Origin of the sequence: Nonomuraea sp. NPDC050733, from assembly GCF_040654215.1 — a bacterium.
Lineage (GTDB): Bacteria > Actinomycetota > Actinomycetes > Streptosporangiales > Streptosporangiaceae > Nonomuraea.
The window spans coordinates 46,869-62,601 of the sequence record NZ_JBFAHO010000006.1 but is presented as its reverse complement, the minus strand read 5'-3'; the positions used below and the strand labels follow the sequence as shown (position 1 = coordinate 62,601).

Annotated in this window: 15 protein-coding genes; 2 read left to right on the top strand and 13 right to left on the bottom strand. The window is 73.1% G+C overall.

The features are described 5' to 3' along the window. Nucleotides 1–187: 187 nt before the first annotated feature. The 10 genes from AB0H64_RS13805 to AB0H64_RS13760 all read right to left on the bottom strand — a co-directional run bounded on the left by AB0H64_RS13805 (nucleotide 188) and on the right by AB0H64_RS13760 (nucleotide 8,515). Nucleotides 188–493 (bottom strand): hypothetical protein, encoded by a 306-nt coding sequence (locus tag AB0H64_RS13805; RefSeq protein ID WP_357623656.1) that lies wholly within the window; start codon nucleotides 491–493, stop codon nucleotides 188–190. A 78-nt stretch (nucleotides 494–571) separates the two neighbouring features. After that, nucleotides 572–967, bottom strand: coding sequence for a DUF202 domain-containing protein (locus AB0H64_RS13800; RefSeq protein WP_357623655.1), 396 nt, complete (start codon nucleotides 965–967; stop codon nucleotides 572–574). A 1-nt stretch (nucleotide 968) separates the two neighbouring features. Continuing rightward, nucleotides 969–1,295 carry a DUF202 domain-containing protein gene (locus AB0H64_RS13795; protein WP_310712647.1) on the bottom strand — a complete coding sequence of 109 codons (327 nt, stop codon included), beginning with the start codon at nucleotides 1,293–1,295 and terminating at the stop codon, nucleotides 969–971. A 55-nt stretch (nucleotides 1,296–1,350) separates the two neighbouring features. After that, entirely contained in the window at nucleotides 1,351–1,737 is a 387-nt protein-coding gene (locus tag AB0H64_RS13790; RefSeq protein WP_357623653.1) for a hypothetical protein, read from the bottom strand. 40 nt (nucleotides 1,738–1,777) lie between these two features. Then, complete coding sequence (locus AB0H64_RS13785; RefSeq protein ID WP_357623651.1) at nucleotides 1,778–3,067, bottom strand: ABC transporter substrate-binding protein; 1,290 nt, start codon at nucleotides 3,065–3,067, stop codon at nucleotides 1,778–1,780. A 13-nt stretch (nucleotides 3,068–3,080) separates the two neighbouring features. Next, on the bottom strand, nucleotides 3,081–4,247 hold the full coding sequence (locus AB0H64_RS13780; RefSeq protein WP_357623649.1) for a branched-chain amino acid ABC transporter permease: 1,167 nt from the start codon (nucleotides 4,245–4,247) through the stop codon (nucleotides 3,081–3,083). Further along, entirely contained in the window at nucleotides 4,244–5,131 is an 888-nt protein-coding gene (locus AB0H64_RS13775; RefSeq protein WP_357623648.1) for a branched-chain amino acid ABC transporter permease, read from the bottom strand. Before AB0H64_RS13775 ends, AB0H64_RS13780 begins: the two co-directional genes overlap by 4 nt. Then, on the bottom strand, nucleotides 5,128–6,954 hold the full coding sequence (locus AB0H64_RS13770; protein WP_357623646.1) for an AMP-binding protein: 1,827 nt from the start codon (nucleotides 6,952–6,954) through the stop codon (nucleotides 5,128–5,130). The genes AB0H64_RS13775 and AB0H64_RS13770 overlap by 4 nt, the downstream gene beginning before the upstream one ends. Beyond that, nucleotides 6,951–7,757 carry an ABC transporter ATP-binding protein gene (locus AB0H64_RS13765; protein ID WP_357623644.1) on the bottom strand — a complete coding sequence of 269 codons (807 nt, stop codon included), beginning with the start codon at nucleotides 7,755–7,757 and terminating at the stop codon, nucleotides 6,951–6,953. Before AB0H64_RS13765 ends, AB0H64_RS13770 begins: the two co-directional genes overlap by 4 nt. Further along, nucleotides 7,754–8,515 carry an ABC transporter ATP-binding protein gene (locus AB0H64_RS13760; protein WP_357623643.1) on the bottom strand — a complete coding sequence of 254 codons (762 nt, stop codon included), beginning with the start codon at nucleotides 8,513–8,515 and terminating at the stop codon, nucleotides 7,754–7,756. Before AB0H64_RS13760 ends, AB0H64_RS13765 begins: the two co-directional genes overlap by 4 nt. 153 nt (nucleotides 8,516–8,668) lie before the next feature. Between AB0H64_RS13760 and AB0H64_RS13755 the strand changes: the two genes are divergently transcribed. Further along, on the top strand, nucleotides 8,669–8,926 hold the full coding sequence (locus AB0H64_RS13755; RefSeq protein WP_357623641.1) for a UBP-type zinc finger domain-containing protein: 258 nt from the start codon (nucleotides 8,669–8,671) through the stop codon (nucleotides 8,924–8,926). Here the strand turns inward: AB0H64_RS13755 and AB0H64_RS13750 are convergent, their stop codons facing one another. Both AB0H64_RS13750 and AB0H64_RS13745 read right to left on the bottom strand, forming a co-directional pair. Next, a complete protein-coding gene (locus AB0H64_RS13750) occupies nucleotides 8,927–10,498 on the bottom strand; it encodes a Na+/H+ antiporter (RefSeq protein ID WP_357623639.1) in 1,572 nt (523 codons plus the stop codon). It abuts the gene before it with no gap. Nucleotides 10,499–10,693: 195 nt separating this feature from the next. Beyond that, nucleotides 10,694–12,082: a hypothetical protein gene (locus AB0H64_RS13745; RefSeq protein ID WP_357623637.1), complete on the bottom strand. Its 1,389-nt coding sequence runs from the start codon at nucleotides 12,080–12,082 to the stop codon at nucleotides 10,694–10,696. A gap of 371 nt (nucleotides 12,083–12,453) precedes the next feature. Here AB0H64_RS13745 and AB0H64_RS13740 point away from each other — a divergent pair, with 371 nt between their 5' ends. Beyond that, a complete protein-coding gene (locus tag AB0H64_RS13740; RefSeq protein ID WP_357623636.1) occupies nucleotides 12,454–14,589 on the top strand; it encodes an ATP-dependent DNA helicase in 2,136 nt (711 codons plus the stop codon). A 379-nt stretch (nucleotides 14,590–14,968) separates the two neighbouring features. Here AB0H64_RS13740 and AB0H64_RS13735 read toward each other — a convergent pair whose 3' ends face one another. Further along, nucleotides 14,969–15,727 carry an SGNH/GDSL hydrolase family protein gene (locus tag AB0H64_RS13735; protein WP_357623634.1) on the bottom strand — a complete coding sequence of 253 codons (759 nt, stop codon included), beginning with the start codon at nucleotides 15,725–15,727 and terminating at the stop codon, nucleotides 14,969–14,971. Between the last annotated feature and the right edge of the window lie 6 nt (nucleotides 15,728–15,733).

Below are 15,733 nucleotides of genomic sequence, written 5' to 3'. Positions count from 1 at the left end.
GGGTCCCGATGAGAGCGCGGGCGCCAGGTCGAGTCTCGGGCACGCGCGCACGCTGCGGCAAGACGCGGCTTATGACACCAGAGGCCAGGAAATGCTCACCTGCTGTCACGTGACATGAGCCGGATTCATGTGGTCTCCGCCTCCGGGGACGGCGACGGGCCGCCGTCCCCGGAGGCGGAGGAGCCCGTCAGTAGCGCGGCCGTTTGGGGACCGGGCTGAGCAGCGGCGTGTCGTCGGGCCGAGCCGGCTCCTGAGGCGGAATGAGCTCCGGATGGTGCCTGAGGTAGCCCTCGGGGAACGTGGTGGCCTGCTGGCAGTGGCAGCGCGGGCAGATCATGCCCTCCGTCGGCGGAGGCACGGCGACCCCGCCCTGCATCCAGACGACCCGTTCGTTGCCATGGCGGTCCTCGCCGTGTCTGACGAGGTACTCCTCTTCCCATACGTGCCAGCAGCGCCGGCACTCGAACGGAACCACTCTGCGCAGTTCTTCCATGGGTTCACCCCCTAGACCGAGTGTCATCCCGGAGGGGCGTTTCCGGCAAGCCGCCCATAGCCTCCCGACCTGGGATGATCACGCAGTGAACACGAACGCGAACGCACCGGCCACGGCGCACAGCGTCCCGGCCCACGCCAGCAGGGCGTCCACCCGGTCGTCGGTCGAACGGCCGTCGTGCAGCGCCGCCTGCACGCGCCGGAACCGCAGGCCGGTGCGCAGCAGCAGCACACCCCCGCAGAGCGCGGCCAGCGCGAACCCGGTCGCGGTCATCAGGGGCAGGGCGTGCCGCAGCGTCATCCCGTGGCGCAGGGCCAGGCCGGCGGCGGCGAGCCCGCCCGTGGACAGCATCACGGCCGTGCGCACCCAGGCCAGCCGGGTGCGCTCGCTCTGCAGCCCCGAGTCCCAGATGTCGCCGGGCCCCGGGAGACCCGAGGAATCGGCGGGGTCCGAGGACCGGTCAGGGCGTGACATGTCAGGCCGCGACCACGATGCAGACCAGGGCGATCACGGCGACCGCGGTCACCCCGCACCCGAAGACGACCGCGAGGGCGGGCGGCGGCAGCGGCTCCTGCTTGCGCAGGGCGCGCTGGATGTTGCGCCAGCGCGGGTAGGCCATGCCGGCGGCCAGCGCGGACAGGGTGACCAGGACGATGGCCAGCAGGGTGCGCGCCCACGGCACGAAGACGCCCTCCGGCACCGCGGCCATGGCCACCCCGCCCGCGCTGAGGGCCAGCGCGGTGCTGAGCCACGTCAGGAAGGTGCGCTCGTTGGCGAGCGTGAAACGCGGATCGGGCTCCATACTGCGAAGCTAATTCGTCCCCATTCCCCCTAGAGAAGGCGGGTTGGAGCACGGCTCAGCTACACGCCTTGGCGACCTTCTCCAGGTAGGCGGCCGTGTCGATGCCGACCTTCTGGACGGCGTCGACCGCGTCGTTCACGTTCTTGACGTCGATGCCGCCCAGCGTGCGCGCGAGGTCGTCGGTGGCCTCCTTCAGCGTGGTGTTGGCCGCCTTGTCGGCCACGTCGTTCAGCTTCTTCGAGGCGTCGTCGAGGGCCTTGTCCATCGCCTGGGGGTCGTCCTTGAGCTTGCCGATCTGGGTGCCCAGGTCGGCGACGATCTTGGGGGCCTCCAGGCACGCCTGGGTCTTGTCGATCGTCGAGTTGACCTCGGCGCAACCCGCGGTGACGACGAGGGCGGCGACGGCGGCGAGGGACGCGAACCGGGTCTTGAGGGGGCTCATACCGGTGACCCTACCCAACGCTCTCCCGCCGCGGCCGGACTCACAGCTTGGCGTAACAGGGACCGTCGAAGGTGTACGCCCTGGCGGTGGGGCCGACGTAGAGGTCCTTGACGGTGGTCACGCCGGTCGGCGCCTTGTCGTCGAGCCGGTTGACGAGTGTCTGGCGGAAGGTGGCCGTGTTCGGGTCGTCGGCGTAGTTCCCGGCCTCGGGCGGCAGCATGCCCTCGTAGTCGACGGTCCTGAGCTTCTTGACGGCGGCGAGCAGGCCCTGACGGCTGACGTCGCCGCCGGCCACCATCGCCTCCAGCGCCGCCTTCATGGGGTACGCCCACACCCAGCCGGAGGTGTAGCCGTCGTTGGGGGTGACGCCGGGCAGCGCGTCCCGCATGGCCCGGTGGCCGGGCGTCTCGGCGTTCCACGGCCGGCCGGGCGAGGACTGCTCGTACAGCGCCTTGAGGGCCGGCGCGGCGGGCGACTTGAGCAGGGCGGGGTTCCAGGTGGGGCCGGTGCCGATGAAACGGCCCTCGAAGCCGGCCGCGGCGGCCTGGCCCACGATGGCGGCCGCGTCGGCGGGCCCGGTGGTGAGGATGACGAGGTCGGGCCTGCGCTTGGTGATCTCGGTGATGGCGCGGCCCTGCTCGGTGGCACCCGACGGCGTCTCGACGTCGGTGAAGGTCAGGCCGTTGCGCCGCGCGGCGATCTTCGCCCCGGCGGCGGCGTCGGCGCCGTAGTCGCCGGCCAGGTGGACGGCCATGACGCTCCTGGGCCGGTGGGCCTCCATGGCGTAGTCCACGGAGTTCATCGCCTCGACGCAGTAGTTCGAGCCGGACTCGATGATCACGTCCTCGAACTCCCAGGCCGATGTCCACGAGGCGGGAGCGGCGAGGACGCTGCCGGCCTTGAGGTCGCCGATGATCGCGGCCGTGGTGGGCGAGCCGAGCGTCTGGGAGAGGGCGAGGACGTGGTCCTTGATCTCGTTGTAGACCTGCCGGTGGACCTCGGGGTTGTACTTGTTGTCGCGGACGTAGGTGGTGACGTCCACCTCGTACCTGCCGCCGATCCCGCCCGCCTTGTTGACGCGGGCCCAGAACGCCTTCTGCGCGTCGGTGATCGGCACGGCCAGCGCGGCGAACGGCCCGGAGGTGAGGTCGGAGACGGTGCCCAGGTAGATGCACCCCTTCTTGGGGTCCACCGCGGAGCGGCAGGGCTCGGCCGTGACCCCCGGCGTCCGGACGCCCTCGCCCTCCTTCTTGTCGTCCCCCCGGATGACGCCGCAGGCCGGCAGGAGGACCGCCAACGCGGCGAGCGCCGCTGCTGAGCGACTTCTCATGAATAACCCCTCTCTAGTAGGAGAACGGCCACGACTTCCAGTAGGCGCGGACCCGGATCCACAGCCCGGACAGACCCCGCGGCTCGAAGACGAGGAACAGCACGATCAGCAGGCCGTAGAGCACGGTCTCGACCTGGAAGACGTTGGGCGTGCGCGTGGTGTCGGCGCTGACGACCGGCACCAGGGCGGGCAACGTCCGGGTGAGCGGCTGGAGCAGGGAGATGAACAGGGCCCCCGCGATCGACCCGGACACGGTGGCCGCCCCGCCGATCAGCACCATCGCGATGAACTGCACCGACAGCAGCAGGCTGAACGAGCCCGGCTCCACGTACCCGGAGACGGTGTGGAGCAGGCCGCCCGCGCAGCCGGCGTAGAAGGAGGAGATCCCGAACGCCAGCACCTTGTAGCGGGTCAGCGGCACCCCCATGACGGCCGCGGCGATGTCGCGGTCGCGGATCGCGGCGAAGGCGCGGCCGACGCGCGAGCGGGCCAGGTTGCGCGCCGCGACCGCGAAGAGCACGAGCAGCGTCAGCATGAGCAGGTAGAGGAGCTGCTCCCTGGTGCCGAGCGGCCCGTCCTGGTCCAGCGGGTACCCCAGCAGCCGGGGCACCGCCGCCTCCCGGCCGACGCCGGGCCCGCCGGTGAGCGCCTTCCACTCCTTGAAGACGTGCTCGCCGAGGAAGACCAGGCCGAGCGTGACGACCGCCAGGTAGAGGCCGCGCAGGCGGGTGGCGAGCGGCGCGACGAGCACCCCGGCCGCCGCGGCGGCGAGCCCGGCCGCGGGCAGCCAGATCCAGATCTCGGACAGGCCGTACCCGAGGGTCCTGCCGCCGGGCGGCGCGGACACGGCGGCGGCGGTGTAGGCGCCGATGGCCACGAAGAAGGCGTGCCCGAGCGACACCTGGCCGGCGTACCCGGTGACGATGTTCAGCCCGATGGCGCCGATGGCCAGCGCGTACGCCCCGGCCAGCACCTCCAGCGACCGGTCGGCGAGGACCACCGGCAGCGCGAACGCCAGCACCACCAGCAGCCCCGCCCACAGCCGCTTGGCCGGCGTGTCCAGCAGCGCCATGTCCTGGGCGTAGGAGGTGCGCAGCAGCGGCCGGCCGCGCACCCGGCGAAACCGTCCGGTCGGTATGTCGGGGACGCCGGACGACGTCCCCGACCTCGTGTCCGTCATACTCGTTCGACCTCCCGGGTGCCGAGCAGGCCGTACGGCCTGACCAGCAGGACCACCAGCATCACCACGTACGGTGAGACGACGGCGAAGTTCTGGCCCAGCCACGGCGCGTACTCGCCCTGGTACGACTGGAACAGCGACTCCACCACCCCGACGGCCAGCCCCCCGATCACCGCGCCCCCGAGCGAGTCGAGCCCGCCGACGATGATCGCGGGCAGCGCCTTGAGCGCGATCACCCACGTCGACTGCTCGATGCCCTGCCCGGTGCCCGCGAACGCGCCGGCGACCGCCGCGAGGAAGCCGGCGATCGCCCACGACAGCGCGAACACCATGCCCACCGAGATGCCCTGCGCGAGCGCGGTCTCCTGGTCGTGGGCCGCGGCCCGCATCGCCAGCCCGTACCTGGTGTGGCGGAAGAAGGCGAACAGCAGCCCGACGAGCACCGCCGTCACCGCCAGCATGGCGAGCCAGCGCTGCTGCACGACCAGCGGCCCCAGCTCCACCAGCGCGAACCCCCACGGGTCGCCCACCTGGCGGACGTCGCGGCCGATGAAGGCGTTGACCACGACCCGCAGGACCACGTCCACGCCCAGCGTGATGATCGCCACCACGAACACGGGCCGCCCCACCATCGGCCTGATCGCCGTCCGCTCGACGCCCAGCGCCACCCCGGCGACCAGGAGCGCGGCGAGCGGCACGGCCGCGTAGAAGCCGGTCGTCCCCGCCAGGTAGCTGACGGCCACGCCGCCGGCCAGCATCAGCGCCGGCTGGGCGAAGCTGATCACCCGGGTTGCCTTGTAGACGATCACGAACCCGAGCGCGAGCAGCGCGTACACCGAGCCGTTGCCCAGTCCCCTGATGACGCTCTCCAGCAGGCCCTTCACCGTGCGTACATCCCTTCGACCAGGTCCTCGAACCGCTCGGCCACGGCGGCGCGCCGGACCTTGCGGGTGGCGGTCAGCTCGCCGTCCTCGTGGTCGAGCTCCTTGGGCAGGAACGCGAAGCGCTTCACCTGCTCGGGGCGGGCCAGGCGGGCGTTGACGTCGTCCACGACCCGCTGGACCAGCTCGCGGGTCTCCGGCCGCTCCGACAGGTCGCGGTAGGTGGTGTAGGCGACGCCGCGCCGCCGCGCCCACTCCCCCACCGTGTCGGGCTCGATGCCGACGAGCGCGACCAGGTACGGCCGCCGGTCGCCGACGACGACCGCCTCCTTGACGTACGGCGACGCCTTCAGCGCGTTCTCGATCTCGCTGGGCGCGACGTTCTTGCCGCCCGCGGTGATGATGATGTCCTTCAGCCGGTCGGTGATCCGCAGGTGGGTGCCGTCCACCAGCTCGCCCACGTCGCCGGTCCGCAGCCAGCCGTCCGGCCCGAGGACGGCCGCGGTGGCCGCCGGGTCGCCCCAGTAGCCGGCGAACGTCCCGGGGTGCCGGGTGAGGATCTCGCCCGTGGCCTCGTCGATGCGCAGCTCGACCCCGGGGTGCGGCTCGCCGACGGTGCCGGGCCGGACCCGGCCGGGGCGGTTGGCGGTGGCGACGGCGGTGTTCTCGCTCATGCCGTACAGCTCGTGCATGGGCACGCCGACGCCCATGAAGAACCTGAGCACGGAGGGCGCGATGGGGGCGGTCCCGGAGGCGGCGTACCGGACGTGGCGCATGCCGAACCGCTCGCGCAGCGCCCGGTAGCAGCACACCCACCCGGCCGCGTACGCCAGCCTGGTGGCGGGCGTGTGCCGGCCGCCGGTACGGGCCAGCGCCGCGCCCAGCCGGTCGGCCACCCGCAGCCAGAAGCCGGCGACGGCCCGCTTGAGCGGGGTGGCCGAGGCGCGGCGGATGTCGATCTGGGCCAGCGTCTTCTCCCAGCTGCGCGGCACGCCGAACAGGATCGTCGGCTGCACCTCGCGCAGGTTGGACTGGACGGTCTCGGGGGACTCGGCGAAGTTCACCTGCACGCCGCAGGCCGCGTTGAACCAGACGGTGAACGCCCGCTCGGCCACGTGGCACAGCGGCAGGTACGACAGGACCAGGTCGCGCTCGGAGGGCGGCGGGAAGGTGAAACCGCCGCCCGTGACCAGCGTCTCCACGGCGAACTCGACGTTGCGGACCGTGAGCATGACGCCCTTGGGCGGCCCGGTCGTGCCGGAGGTGTAGACGAGCGTCATCACGTCGCCGGGCTCGGCGGCGGCCATGCGCTCCGCCACCGCGCCGGGATGTTCGGCGCGGTGCCGCGCGCCGAGGGCGAGCAGCTCGGGCCAGCCCATCAGCCGCGGGTCGTCGTAGCGGCCGCGGATGCCGCGCGGCTCCAGGTAGACGACGTGCCGCAGCTCGGGGCAGCCGCCGAGGACGGCCAGCGCCTTGTCCACCTGCTCCTGGTCCTCGGCGACCAGGACGCGGGCGCCGGAGTCGGACAGCAGGTGGGCCACCTCGCCGGCCGGGTTGGCTGGGTAGAGCCCGACGGTGACCGCCCGCACGGCGACGGCGCCGAGGTCGGTGTAGAGCCATTCCGGGCGGTTCTCGGAGTGGACGGCCACCCGGTCGCCCGGCTCCACGCCGAGCGCCAGCAGCGCGTGCGCGACCAGCTCCGCCCGGTCCCAGTAGCCGGCCCAGGTGACCTCGCGCCAGACGCCGAGGTCCTTGTGCCGCAGGGCGACCGCGTCCGGGGCGGAGCGGGCGCGCTCGCGCACCCTGGTCACGATCGTGGCCGTCATGCCGTCCCTCCCGGGTACGCCCCGCCGAGGTACGCCTGGATGACGGCGGGGTCGCGGCGCACCTCGGCCGGGGCGCCGAGCGCGACGGGCCGGCCGAAGTCCAGCACCAGCACCCGGTCGGCCAGGTCCATGACCAGGCCCATGTCGTGCTCCACCATCACGATGGGCACGCCCAGCTCGTCGCGCACGTCCAGGACGAACCGCGCCATGTCCTCGGTCTCCTCCAGGTTCATCCCGGCCACCGGCTCGTCCAGCAGCAGCAGGCGCGGCTCCATGGCCAGCGCCCGGCCCAGCTCGACGCGTTTCTGCACCCCGTACGGCAGCAGCCGCACGGGATGGCGGCGCCACGGCTCCAGCTCCAGGAAGTCGACGATCTCCTCGACCCGGGCGCGGGCCGCCAGCTCGGCCCGGCGCGCCCGGCCCAGCCACAGGACGGCCGCCGCCGCGCCGTAACGGAAGTGGTGGTGGCGCCCGAGCATCAGGTTGTCCAGGACGGTCAGGTTGTGGAACAGCTCCACGTTCTGGAACGTGCGCGCCATGCCCATCGCGGCGATCCGGTGCGGCCGGCGCGCCAGCAGGTCCTCGCCGAGGAACGTGACCCGGCCCCGCTGCGGCCGGTACACCCCGGACAGCACGTTGAACACCGATGTCTTGCCGGCGCCGTTCGGGCCGATGACCGCGAGCAGCTCGGCCGGGCGCACGTCGAAGGTGACGCCGTCGATGGCCGTGACGCCGGCGAAGCTCAGATGGACGTCCTCGACGGTGAGCACCGGCCCGGCCCCGCCCGTCCGCGGGCCGCTCACGACAGCCACCGCTTCCTGCGCTTGTAGTGCTTGACGTCGCGGAAGGAGCGGACGGCCCCGAGGTAGAACTCCTTGATGTCGTCGTCGGCCAGCAGCTCGCCCGCCGGCCGGTCCATGACGATCTTCCCGGTCTCCATGACGTAGCCGTGGGTGGCGATGGACAGCGCCATCCGGGCGTTCTGCTCCACCAGCAGCACCGTGGTGCCCTGCCGGTTGATCTCGACGACCAGGTCGCGCACCTGCGCCACCAGCGCCGGGGCCAGGCCCAGGCTCGGCTCGTCCAGCAGCAGGTAGCGGGGGCCCGCCATGAGCGCGCGGCCGATCGCGAGCATCTGCTGCTCGCCGCCCGACAGGTAGCCGGCCGTGGCCGAGCGCCGCTCGCGCAGCACCGGGAACAGGTCGTAGACCCGGTCCAGGTGGGAGACGCGGGCGGTGTGGCCGCCGGCCCTGAGGTTCTCCTCGACGGTCAGCTCGCCCAGGATGCGCCGGCCCTCCATGACCTGGCTGACGCCCCGCCGGACGATCTGGGCGGGACGCAGGCGGTGCAGCGGCTCGCCCTCCAGCGTGACCGAGCCCTTGACCACCTCGCCGTCGTGGACGCCCAGCAGCCCCGACACGGCGCGCAGCAGGGTGGTCTTGCCGGCCCCGTTCGCGCCGAGCAGCGCGACGATCGAGCCGGGCGGGACGCGCAGGCTCACACCCCGCAGGACGAGCATCACGTCGTCGTAGACGACCTCGAGATTGCGCACCTCCAGCACGGGGGCTCCCTCGGGACAGCGGTCCGCGTCGCATCCGCGATGTGCACGAGGTCCACCGGCACATCGGCGATGTGCACAATGTCCACCGTCGCCCCGTCCTCAGCAAGGGGTGCGGGGGCAGGAAAACAAGAGTGGAGTTCTAGGATTTCCCCTATGGCAACATGTGAACATCTTTCCCACGCCGGGGACCCGGCGGCCAACACCCCGGACGGGTGCGAGGAGTGCCTGGCCGAGGGCGGGCGGTGGGTGCACCTGCGCCGGTGCCTCGAATGCGGGCACATCGGCTGCTGCGACTCCTCGCCCGGCAAGCACGCGACCAAGCACTTCCACGAGCTGACCCACCCGGTGGTCCAGTCGTTCGAGCCGGGCGAGCAGTGGCGGTGGTGCTACGTCGACAACCAGATGGGCTAGCTAACGCTCCAGGAGGGCCTCCTCGAAGTCGAGCTGGGCCATCACCTCACGCATCACCTCGTCGTCCAGGCTGCGCTCGTCGCGCAGCCGGACGAACACCTCCCGCTCCGCCTGCAGCATGTCGCGGCGCAGGCGGCGATAGAGCGTGCTCGGCGTCTCCGCGCCGCCCTGCGCCGTGCCGCCGCCCAGCCGCTCCCAGGCACTCAGCGAGCGCCGCCACGACTTCTCCTTGAGCTGGTCGATGACCTGCTTCTTGATCTCGTCGGGCTCGCCGTCGCCCTCCACGGCCCGGTCGAGCGCCGCCAGGCCCGCCGTGAGCGCCGCCTGCTGGGCGCTGGCCTCGGCCAGCGTGTCCTGGTAGCGCTCCTCCTCGCTGGACACGCGCAGCCGCCGGATCAGCGCCGGGAACGACAGCCCCTGCACCAGCAGCGTGCCGATCACGGTGGTGAACGTCAGGAACAGCAGCATCGTCCGGCCCGGCACGTCGGCGGGGATGGAGAACGCCGCGGCCAGCGACACCACGCCCCGCATGCCGGCCCAGCCCACGATCACCACCTGCGGCGTCGGCAGGGTGCCCTCGCCCCGCCCCAGCAGCCTCGGCACGTACGCCGCGGGCAGCATCCAGGCGAAGCGCACCAGCACCGTGGTCAGGAACACCACGACCGCGTACAGCACCAGCTCACCGGCGCCGTAGCCGCTGACGCCTCGCACCACCGTCACGAGCTGGAGGCCGATCAGCGTGAACACGACCGTCTCCAGGAAGAAGTCCGTCACCTTCCACACCGACGCCGACACCAGCCGCGTGCCGAACCCGCGCAGGTGCATCTGGTTGCCCAGGTAGAGGCCGACGATCACCACGGAGATCACGCCCGAGGCGTGGACCGACTCCGCGGTGAGATAGGCGGCGAACGGGATGAGCAGCATGAGCGTGTTCTCGACCAGCGAGTCGCGGGTGTGCCGGAACACCCAGGCGAACACGAACGCCAGCGCCAGCCCGATCCCCACCCCGGCCACCGCCGCGTACAGGAACTCGCCGGCCGCCACCGCCAGGTCCACGGTGCCGCCCACGGCCGCGCCGATGGCCACCCGGTAGGCGGTCAGGGCGGTCGCGTCGTTGAACAGGCTCTCGCCGACGAGGATCGTCAGCGGCCGGCGCGGCAGGCCCAGCCGCCGGCCCACGGCCACCGCCGCCACCGCGTCGGGCGGCGCGACGATCGCGCCCAGCGCGAACGCCGCCGCCAGCGGCAGCTCGGGCAGCAGCAGGTGCACGACCAGCCCGACGGCGGCCATCGTGGCCAGCACCAGGCCCACCGACAGCAGCGCCACCGACCGCCGCACGTCGCGCAGCCGCAGGTACGAGCTGTCCAGCGCGGCCGAGTAGAGCAGCGGCGGCAGGAACACGAACAGCACCAGCTCGGGGTCCAGCGGCACGGCCGGGACCACCGGCGAGACAATCAGCCCGGCCGCCACCAGCAGCAGCGGCGCCGGCCAGCCCTTGCGCCGCGCCACGGCGGCCACGGCCACCGCTCCGCCGGCCATGAGGAGCAGCTGGAGTCCCGTGGCCGCGTTCACCGGGCTCGGCCAGGGGAGGTCGCGGGACGATGGGACACTTCAGGCCCTCCTCGGCAACGGGGTCCGGGGCACTGTCCTCGCCCCGCGCGGCGACGGCCTTCCCGCCACGGGAACGCGGGGGGAAGGCATCGGCATCCATCATGCCGTGCCCTCGCGAACGGCCGAGCCGCGGGTCACCCGCCGGGCGGCCGCCCGTCACCAGTCGCGGCGGTCGTCCCGGTCGTCGTACTGCTGGTCGGGACGCAGGCGCTCGCCCGTGGAGAACATGGGGTCACCGACGTACGGGCGCGACAGCGGCTGGCCGTCCGGCTGCTGCCGGTACTGCCCGCCGGGCTCCGGGGTGCCGAGGGCGAGCAGGGGGTCCACCGGGTTGGCGGGGGGCGGGGGGTAGACCGGGTGGTCCTGGCTGAAGTAGTCGCGGGCCCCGTTGTGCTGTGCCGGGTAGTCCTGCTGCCGGTGGTCCTGCGCCTGGTAGTCCTGCGCCTGGTGGTCCTGGGCCTGGTAGTCCTGCCGGCGGTAGTCCTGCGCACGGTGGTCCTGCCGGCGGCTGTCCTGTGCCGGATAGTCCTGTGCCTGGTAGTCCTGGGCCTGGTAGTCCTGGGACGGGCGGTCCAGCGACGCGTACCCGTCGCCGACGCGGTAGGAGTCGCCGCTGGTGTACGGGTCCTGCGCCGGGCGGTCGGTGTGCCGGGCGGCGGCCCGCTGCGGCATGGAGCGGGGCCGGCCCGCGCCAGGGATGCCGTGCATCGGCGTGCCCAGGCCGGCGGCGCCGAGGTCGGCTCCGGCGTCCGCGGCCTGGCCCGCGCTCCGCCCCTGGTAGCCGCGGTCGTCCTGGGCGTACCGGTCCTGTGCCGCCCTGTCCTGGGCGGTCCTGTCCTGGGCGGCCCGGTCATGGGTGCGGGCCGCGTACGGGTCGGACGCCTGCGACGGGAAGCCGAGCGGGTCGGTGGAGTGCGGGGGCGCCTGGCGTTCGCGGGGAAGCTGGTAGCCGCGCTCGCCGGCGACCGGGTGCGGGCCGGAGAAGGGGTCCGGGTCGAGGCTGTACTGGGGGCCGCTCGGGGTGTCGTCGACGTACTGCGGGCCGGTGAACGGCTCGGAGCGCTGCGGCTCGGCGTACTGCTGCGGGGCGGCGTAGGAGCGTCCGGTGCCCGGGTCGGAGTACTGAGGGTCGGAGTACTGGGGGCCGGTGAAGGGCGCCCGCTCGCCGTGCTGACCGGGCGCGGGGTCGCCGTACTGGCCGGGTGACGTGTCGCCGTACTGGCCGGCGGCGGTGTCCGCGTACGGGGAGGAGTCGCCGTACGGGTCGCGCTGGGCGGGCGGATCGCTGTAGGAGGCGACCAGCTTGTCCTGGCGGGGCGGCGTGCCGCGCGCGACGAGCACGTCGCTGGGCGAGAGGGTGGCCGTCGGGCGCTCGTCGGGCTGCTGCTGGACCGGCGCCGGCGGGAGGGTCTGGGGGCGCTGGTACTGGCCGGTGCCCGGGATCACCTCGGTGCCCGGGTCGTGGGCGGGCACCGCCGGCTGCTCGCCGGTGGCCTCCGCGAAGCCGTCGTCGAGGGTGTCGAGCAGGCGTCCTACGTCTTCCATCGGCATGCGGAAGCTGGCGGTGCACATCTCTCCCCGCCACAGGCTGAGGACCAGTGTGCCCTCGTGCCACGTGACCCGGAGGCACCTCTCCTGACCCCGGGCATCGAAGAAGACTTCACCGAACGACGGCAACGGGACAACTTCCGACATGGCAGACATACTGCTTTAACCAGCCTTTATTCGTCCACTCAACCCCGGATAACCCTACTTTAACCGGACTTCTCATCCTTATCCCGGACCCATCTGGTCACACAAGGCAGACCAGTTGGCGTCCCGGTCGTTCAGTGTGCCACGTGCCCCGCCGGGTGTGTCCCGCGAACGCCGGGATGCGCATGGCCGATCACACGGCGTTGGGCGCCGGGCACCCGCGAATGCGGGTAGCGTTTACTGCCGTGCCGGACTCCCATCTCCCGTCAGTGGACGAACTGCTCAGCATCGCGGTCAGCGCCGTCGGAGGGAGCGAGCGGCAGGGCCAGATCACCATGGTCCAGGCGGTCCAGCGGGCCATCGACCACAAGGAGCACCTGGCCGTCCAGGCCGGCACGGGCACCGGCAAGTCGCTCGCGTACCTCGTCCCGTCGATCCGGCACGCCATGGACGCCGACAAGCCCGTGGTGATCTCCACGGCCACCATCGCGCTGCAGCGCCAGCTCGTCGACCGCGACCTGCCGCGCCTGTCCGAGGCGCTGGCCAAGGAGCTCCCGCACGCGCCGACGTTCGCCATCCTCAAGGGCCGTCGCAACTACCTGTGCCGTTACAAGGCGACCGCCGGCTGGCCCGAGGAGGACGAGCAGGACCAGCTGTTCGACCCGCGCGAGGTCAGCGCCACGGGCCGGATGGTGCAGCGCATCCAGGAGTGGGCCGAGGAGACCGAGACCGGCGACCGCGACGAGCTGGTGCCGGGCGTCAGCGAGCAGGCGTGGCGGCAGTTCTCCGTCAGCGCGCAGGAGTGCCTGGGCGCCAGCCGCTGCCCCAGCGGCGCCGAGTGCTTCGCCGAGATGGCCCGTGCGCGCGCCGGCGAGGTTGACGTGGTCGTCACCAACCACGCGCTGCTGGCCATCGACGCCATGGGCGACCTGCCGGTGCTGCCCGAGCACGACACCGTGGTGGTCGACGAGGCCCACGAGCTGGTCGACCGGGTGACGTCGGTGGTGACCGGCGAGCTGTCGGACACCACCGTCATGCTGGCCGTACGACGGGTGGGACGGCTCATCGAGCAGCCCGTCGCCGACCAGCTCATGGAGGCCGGCGAGGACCTGAAGGCGCTGCTGGCGGCGGCGCCGGCGGGCCGCGTCGACGAGCTGCCGCAGGTGCTCGGGATGACGCTCGCGCTGGTGCGCGACGCCTCCGCGCGCTGCCTGACGGCGCTCGGGCCGCGCGGCGGCGACAAGGACGACCCCGACCGCGCCGGTCAGCGCAAGGCCGCGTTCACGGCGCTGGACGAGGTGCACGACACGGCGGTGCGGATGCTGGAGGCGTACGGCCACGCCTCCGAGACCGACCGGGCCGAGGTGGTCTGGCTGGACGCGGGCACCGACCGGCGCCCGCCCACGCTGCGGGTCGCCCCGCTGGGTGTGGGCGGCATGCTGCGCGAGCGGCTGTTCGGCGACCGCACGGTGGTGCTCACCTCGGCCACGCTGGCGCTCGGCGGCACCTTCGACGGCATGGCCCGCCAGTGGGGACTGGCCGGCCCGAGCGCGTCCGGCCCGGGCGCCGGCGCCTCCCCAGCCCCGGCGGTGGCCGACACGGACGCCGGGGCGGGATCCGCGGGCGACTCCGGGGCGGGCTCGGGGACCGGCTCCGGGGCGGCCGACAAGCGGGCCGCCAAGGCCGCCGAGTGGCGGGGCATCGACGTCGGGTCCCCGTTCGACCACCAGCGCTCGGGCATCCTGTACGTCGCCAAGCACCTCCCCCAGCCGGGCCGCGACGGCCTTCCCGAGGCGTACGTCGACGAGATCGCCGAGCTCATCGAGGCGGCCGGCGGGCGGACGCTGGGCCTGTTCTCCTCGATGCGGGCCGCGAAGGCCGCCACCGAGGCGCTGCGCGACCGGCTGGACGTCCCGCTGCTGTGCCAGGGGGACGACTCGACGATGCTGCTGGTCAAGCAGTTCGCCGAGGACGAGCCGACCTGCCTGTTCGGCACGCTGTCGCTGTGGCAGGGCGTGGACGTGCCGGGGCCGTCGCTGCGGCTGGTGGTCATCGACCGGGTGCCGTTCCCGCGCCCGGACGACCCCCTGACCTCGGCCCGGCAGCGGCACGTGGCGGCCAAGGGCGGCAACGGGTTCATGACGGTCGCCGCCACCCACGCCGCCCTGCTGCTGGCCCAGGGCACGGGCCGGCTGCTGCGCTCGCAGAACGACAAGGGCGTCATCGCGGTGCTCGACCCCCGGCTGGCCACGGCCCGCTACAGCGGCTTCCTGCTGGGCTCGCTGCCGCCGTTCTGGCGCACCACCGACCCGGCCGTCCCCCGCGCCGCCCTCCAACGCCTGTCCACCGACCCGTCCTGACCCGCCCGGTCCTGGAACGCGACCCGCGCCGCTGATCCTCGGCGTCTCGGGCGGGCAACCCCCGGGTGCCCTGACTCCCGCCGGGTGCCGCCCTGCCCGACGCCCGCCGCCGCGGCGCTCGGACGTCCCCAACCGCACGGGAGGGGGCGTCCGGGAGGGCGTACCGCATACGGCGGCCTCGGGCGAAGCGTCAGCACGTCAGCGGGCCGAAGCGTCACCAGCCGAAGCGCCAGCGGGCCGAAGCGCCGCGAGCCAAGCGTCAGCGAACCGAAGCGTCCAGCGGGCCGAAGCGCCGCGGGCCGAAGCGTCAGCGCGCCGGCGTGCCGGAGCCGGAGGTGCGCGGGAGGTCAGTGGTGCCGGAAGCCGGTGAAGGGGTAGGTCAGTGGTCCCACGGGGCGAGGTCGGGGCGCTTGGGGTCGAGGCCGTCGCCCGAGGAGGTGCCGCGCAGCCGCCGGCTCACCCACGGCACCAGGTGCTCGCGGATCCACTGCGCGTCCTCGCGCCGCCTGGCCCGAGGGTCCGTCGTCCGCTCCGGCCACGTCTTGCGCCAGTCGTCGAACGGCACCCCGAGCACGTCCAGCACCCGGGCCGCGACCAGCCGGTGGCCGTCCTCGTTCATGTGCAGCCGGTCGTCGCTCCAGGCGCGCCAGTCGCGCAGCCCCTGCATCGACCACTGGTCGACCAGCTTGCAGCCGTACAGGTCGGCGATCGAGCGGATGTGCAGGTAGAAGATGGCGAAGCGGCCGCGCAGGCGGCGCATCAGCGGCGTGTCGCGCGGGTCGACGCCCGTGAACAGCAGCACGTCGGCCCCGCTCGCCCGCAGGTCGCGCACGGCCCCGGCCAGGGTCTTGGCCATGACGTCCGGGTCGCTGCCCGGCCGCAGCAGGTCATTGCCCCCGGCGCACAGGCTGACCAGGTCGGGCGCCATCTGCACGGCCAAGGGCACCTGCTGCTCGACGATCTGCCCGAGCAGCTTGCCGCGGACCGCGAGGTTGGCGTAACGGAACGAGGGGTCCTCGGCGGCCAGGCGCTCGGCGACCCGGTCGGCCCAGCCGCGGTAGTGGCCGTCGTGGCCCGGGTCGTTGAGGCCTTCTGTGAAGCTGTCGCCGAGCGCGACGAAGGAGCCGTAGTGTCTCATGACGGT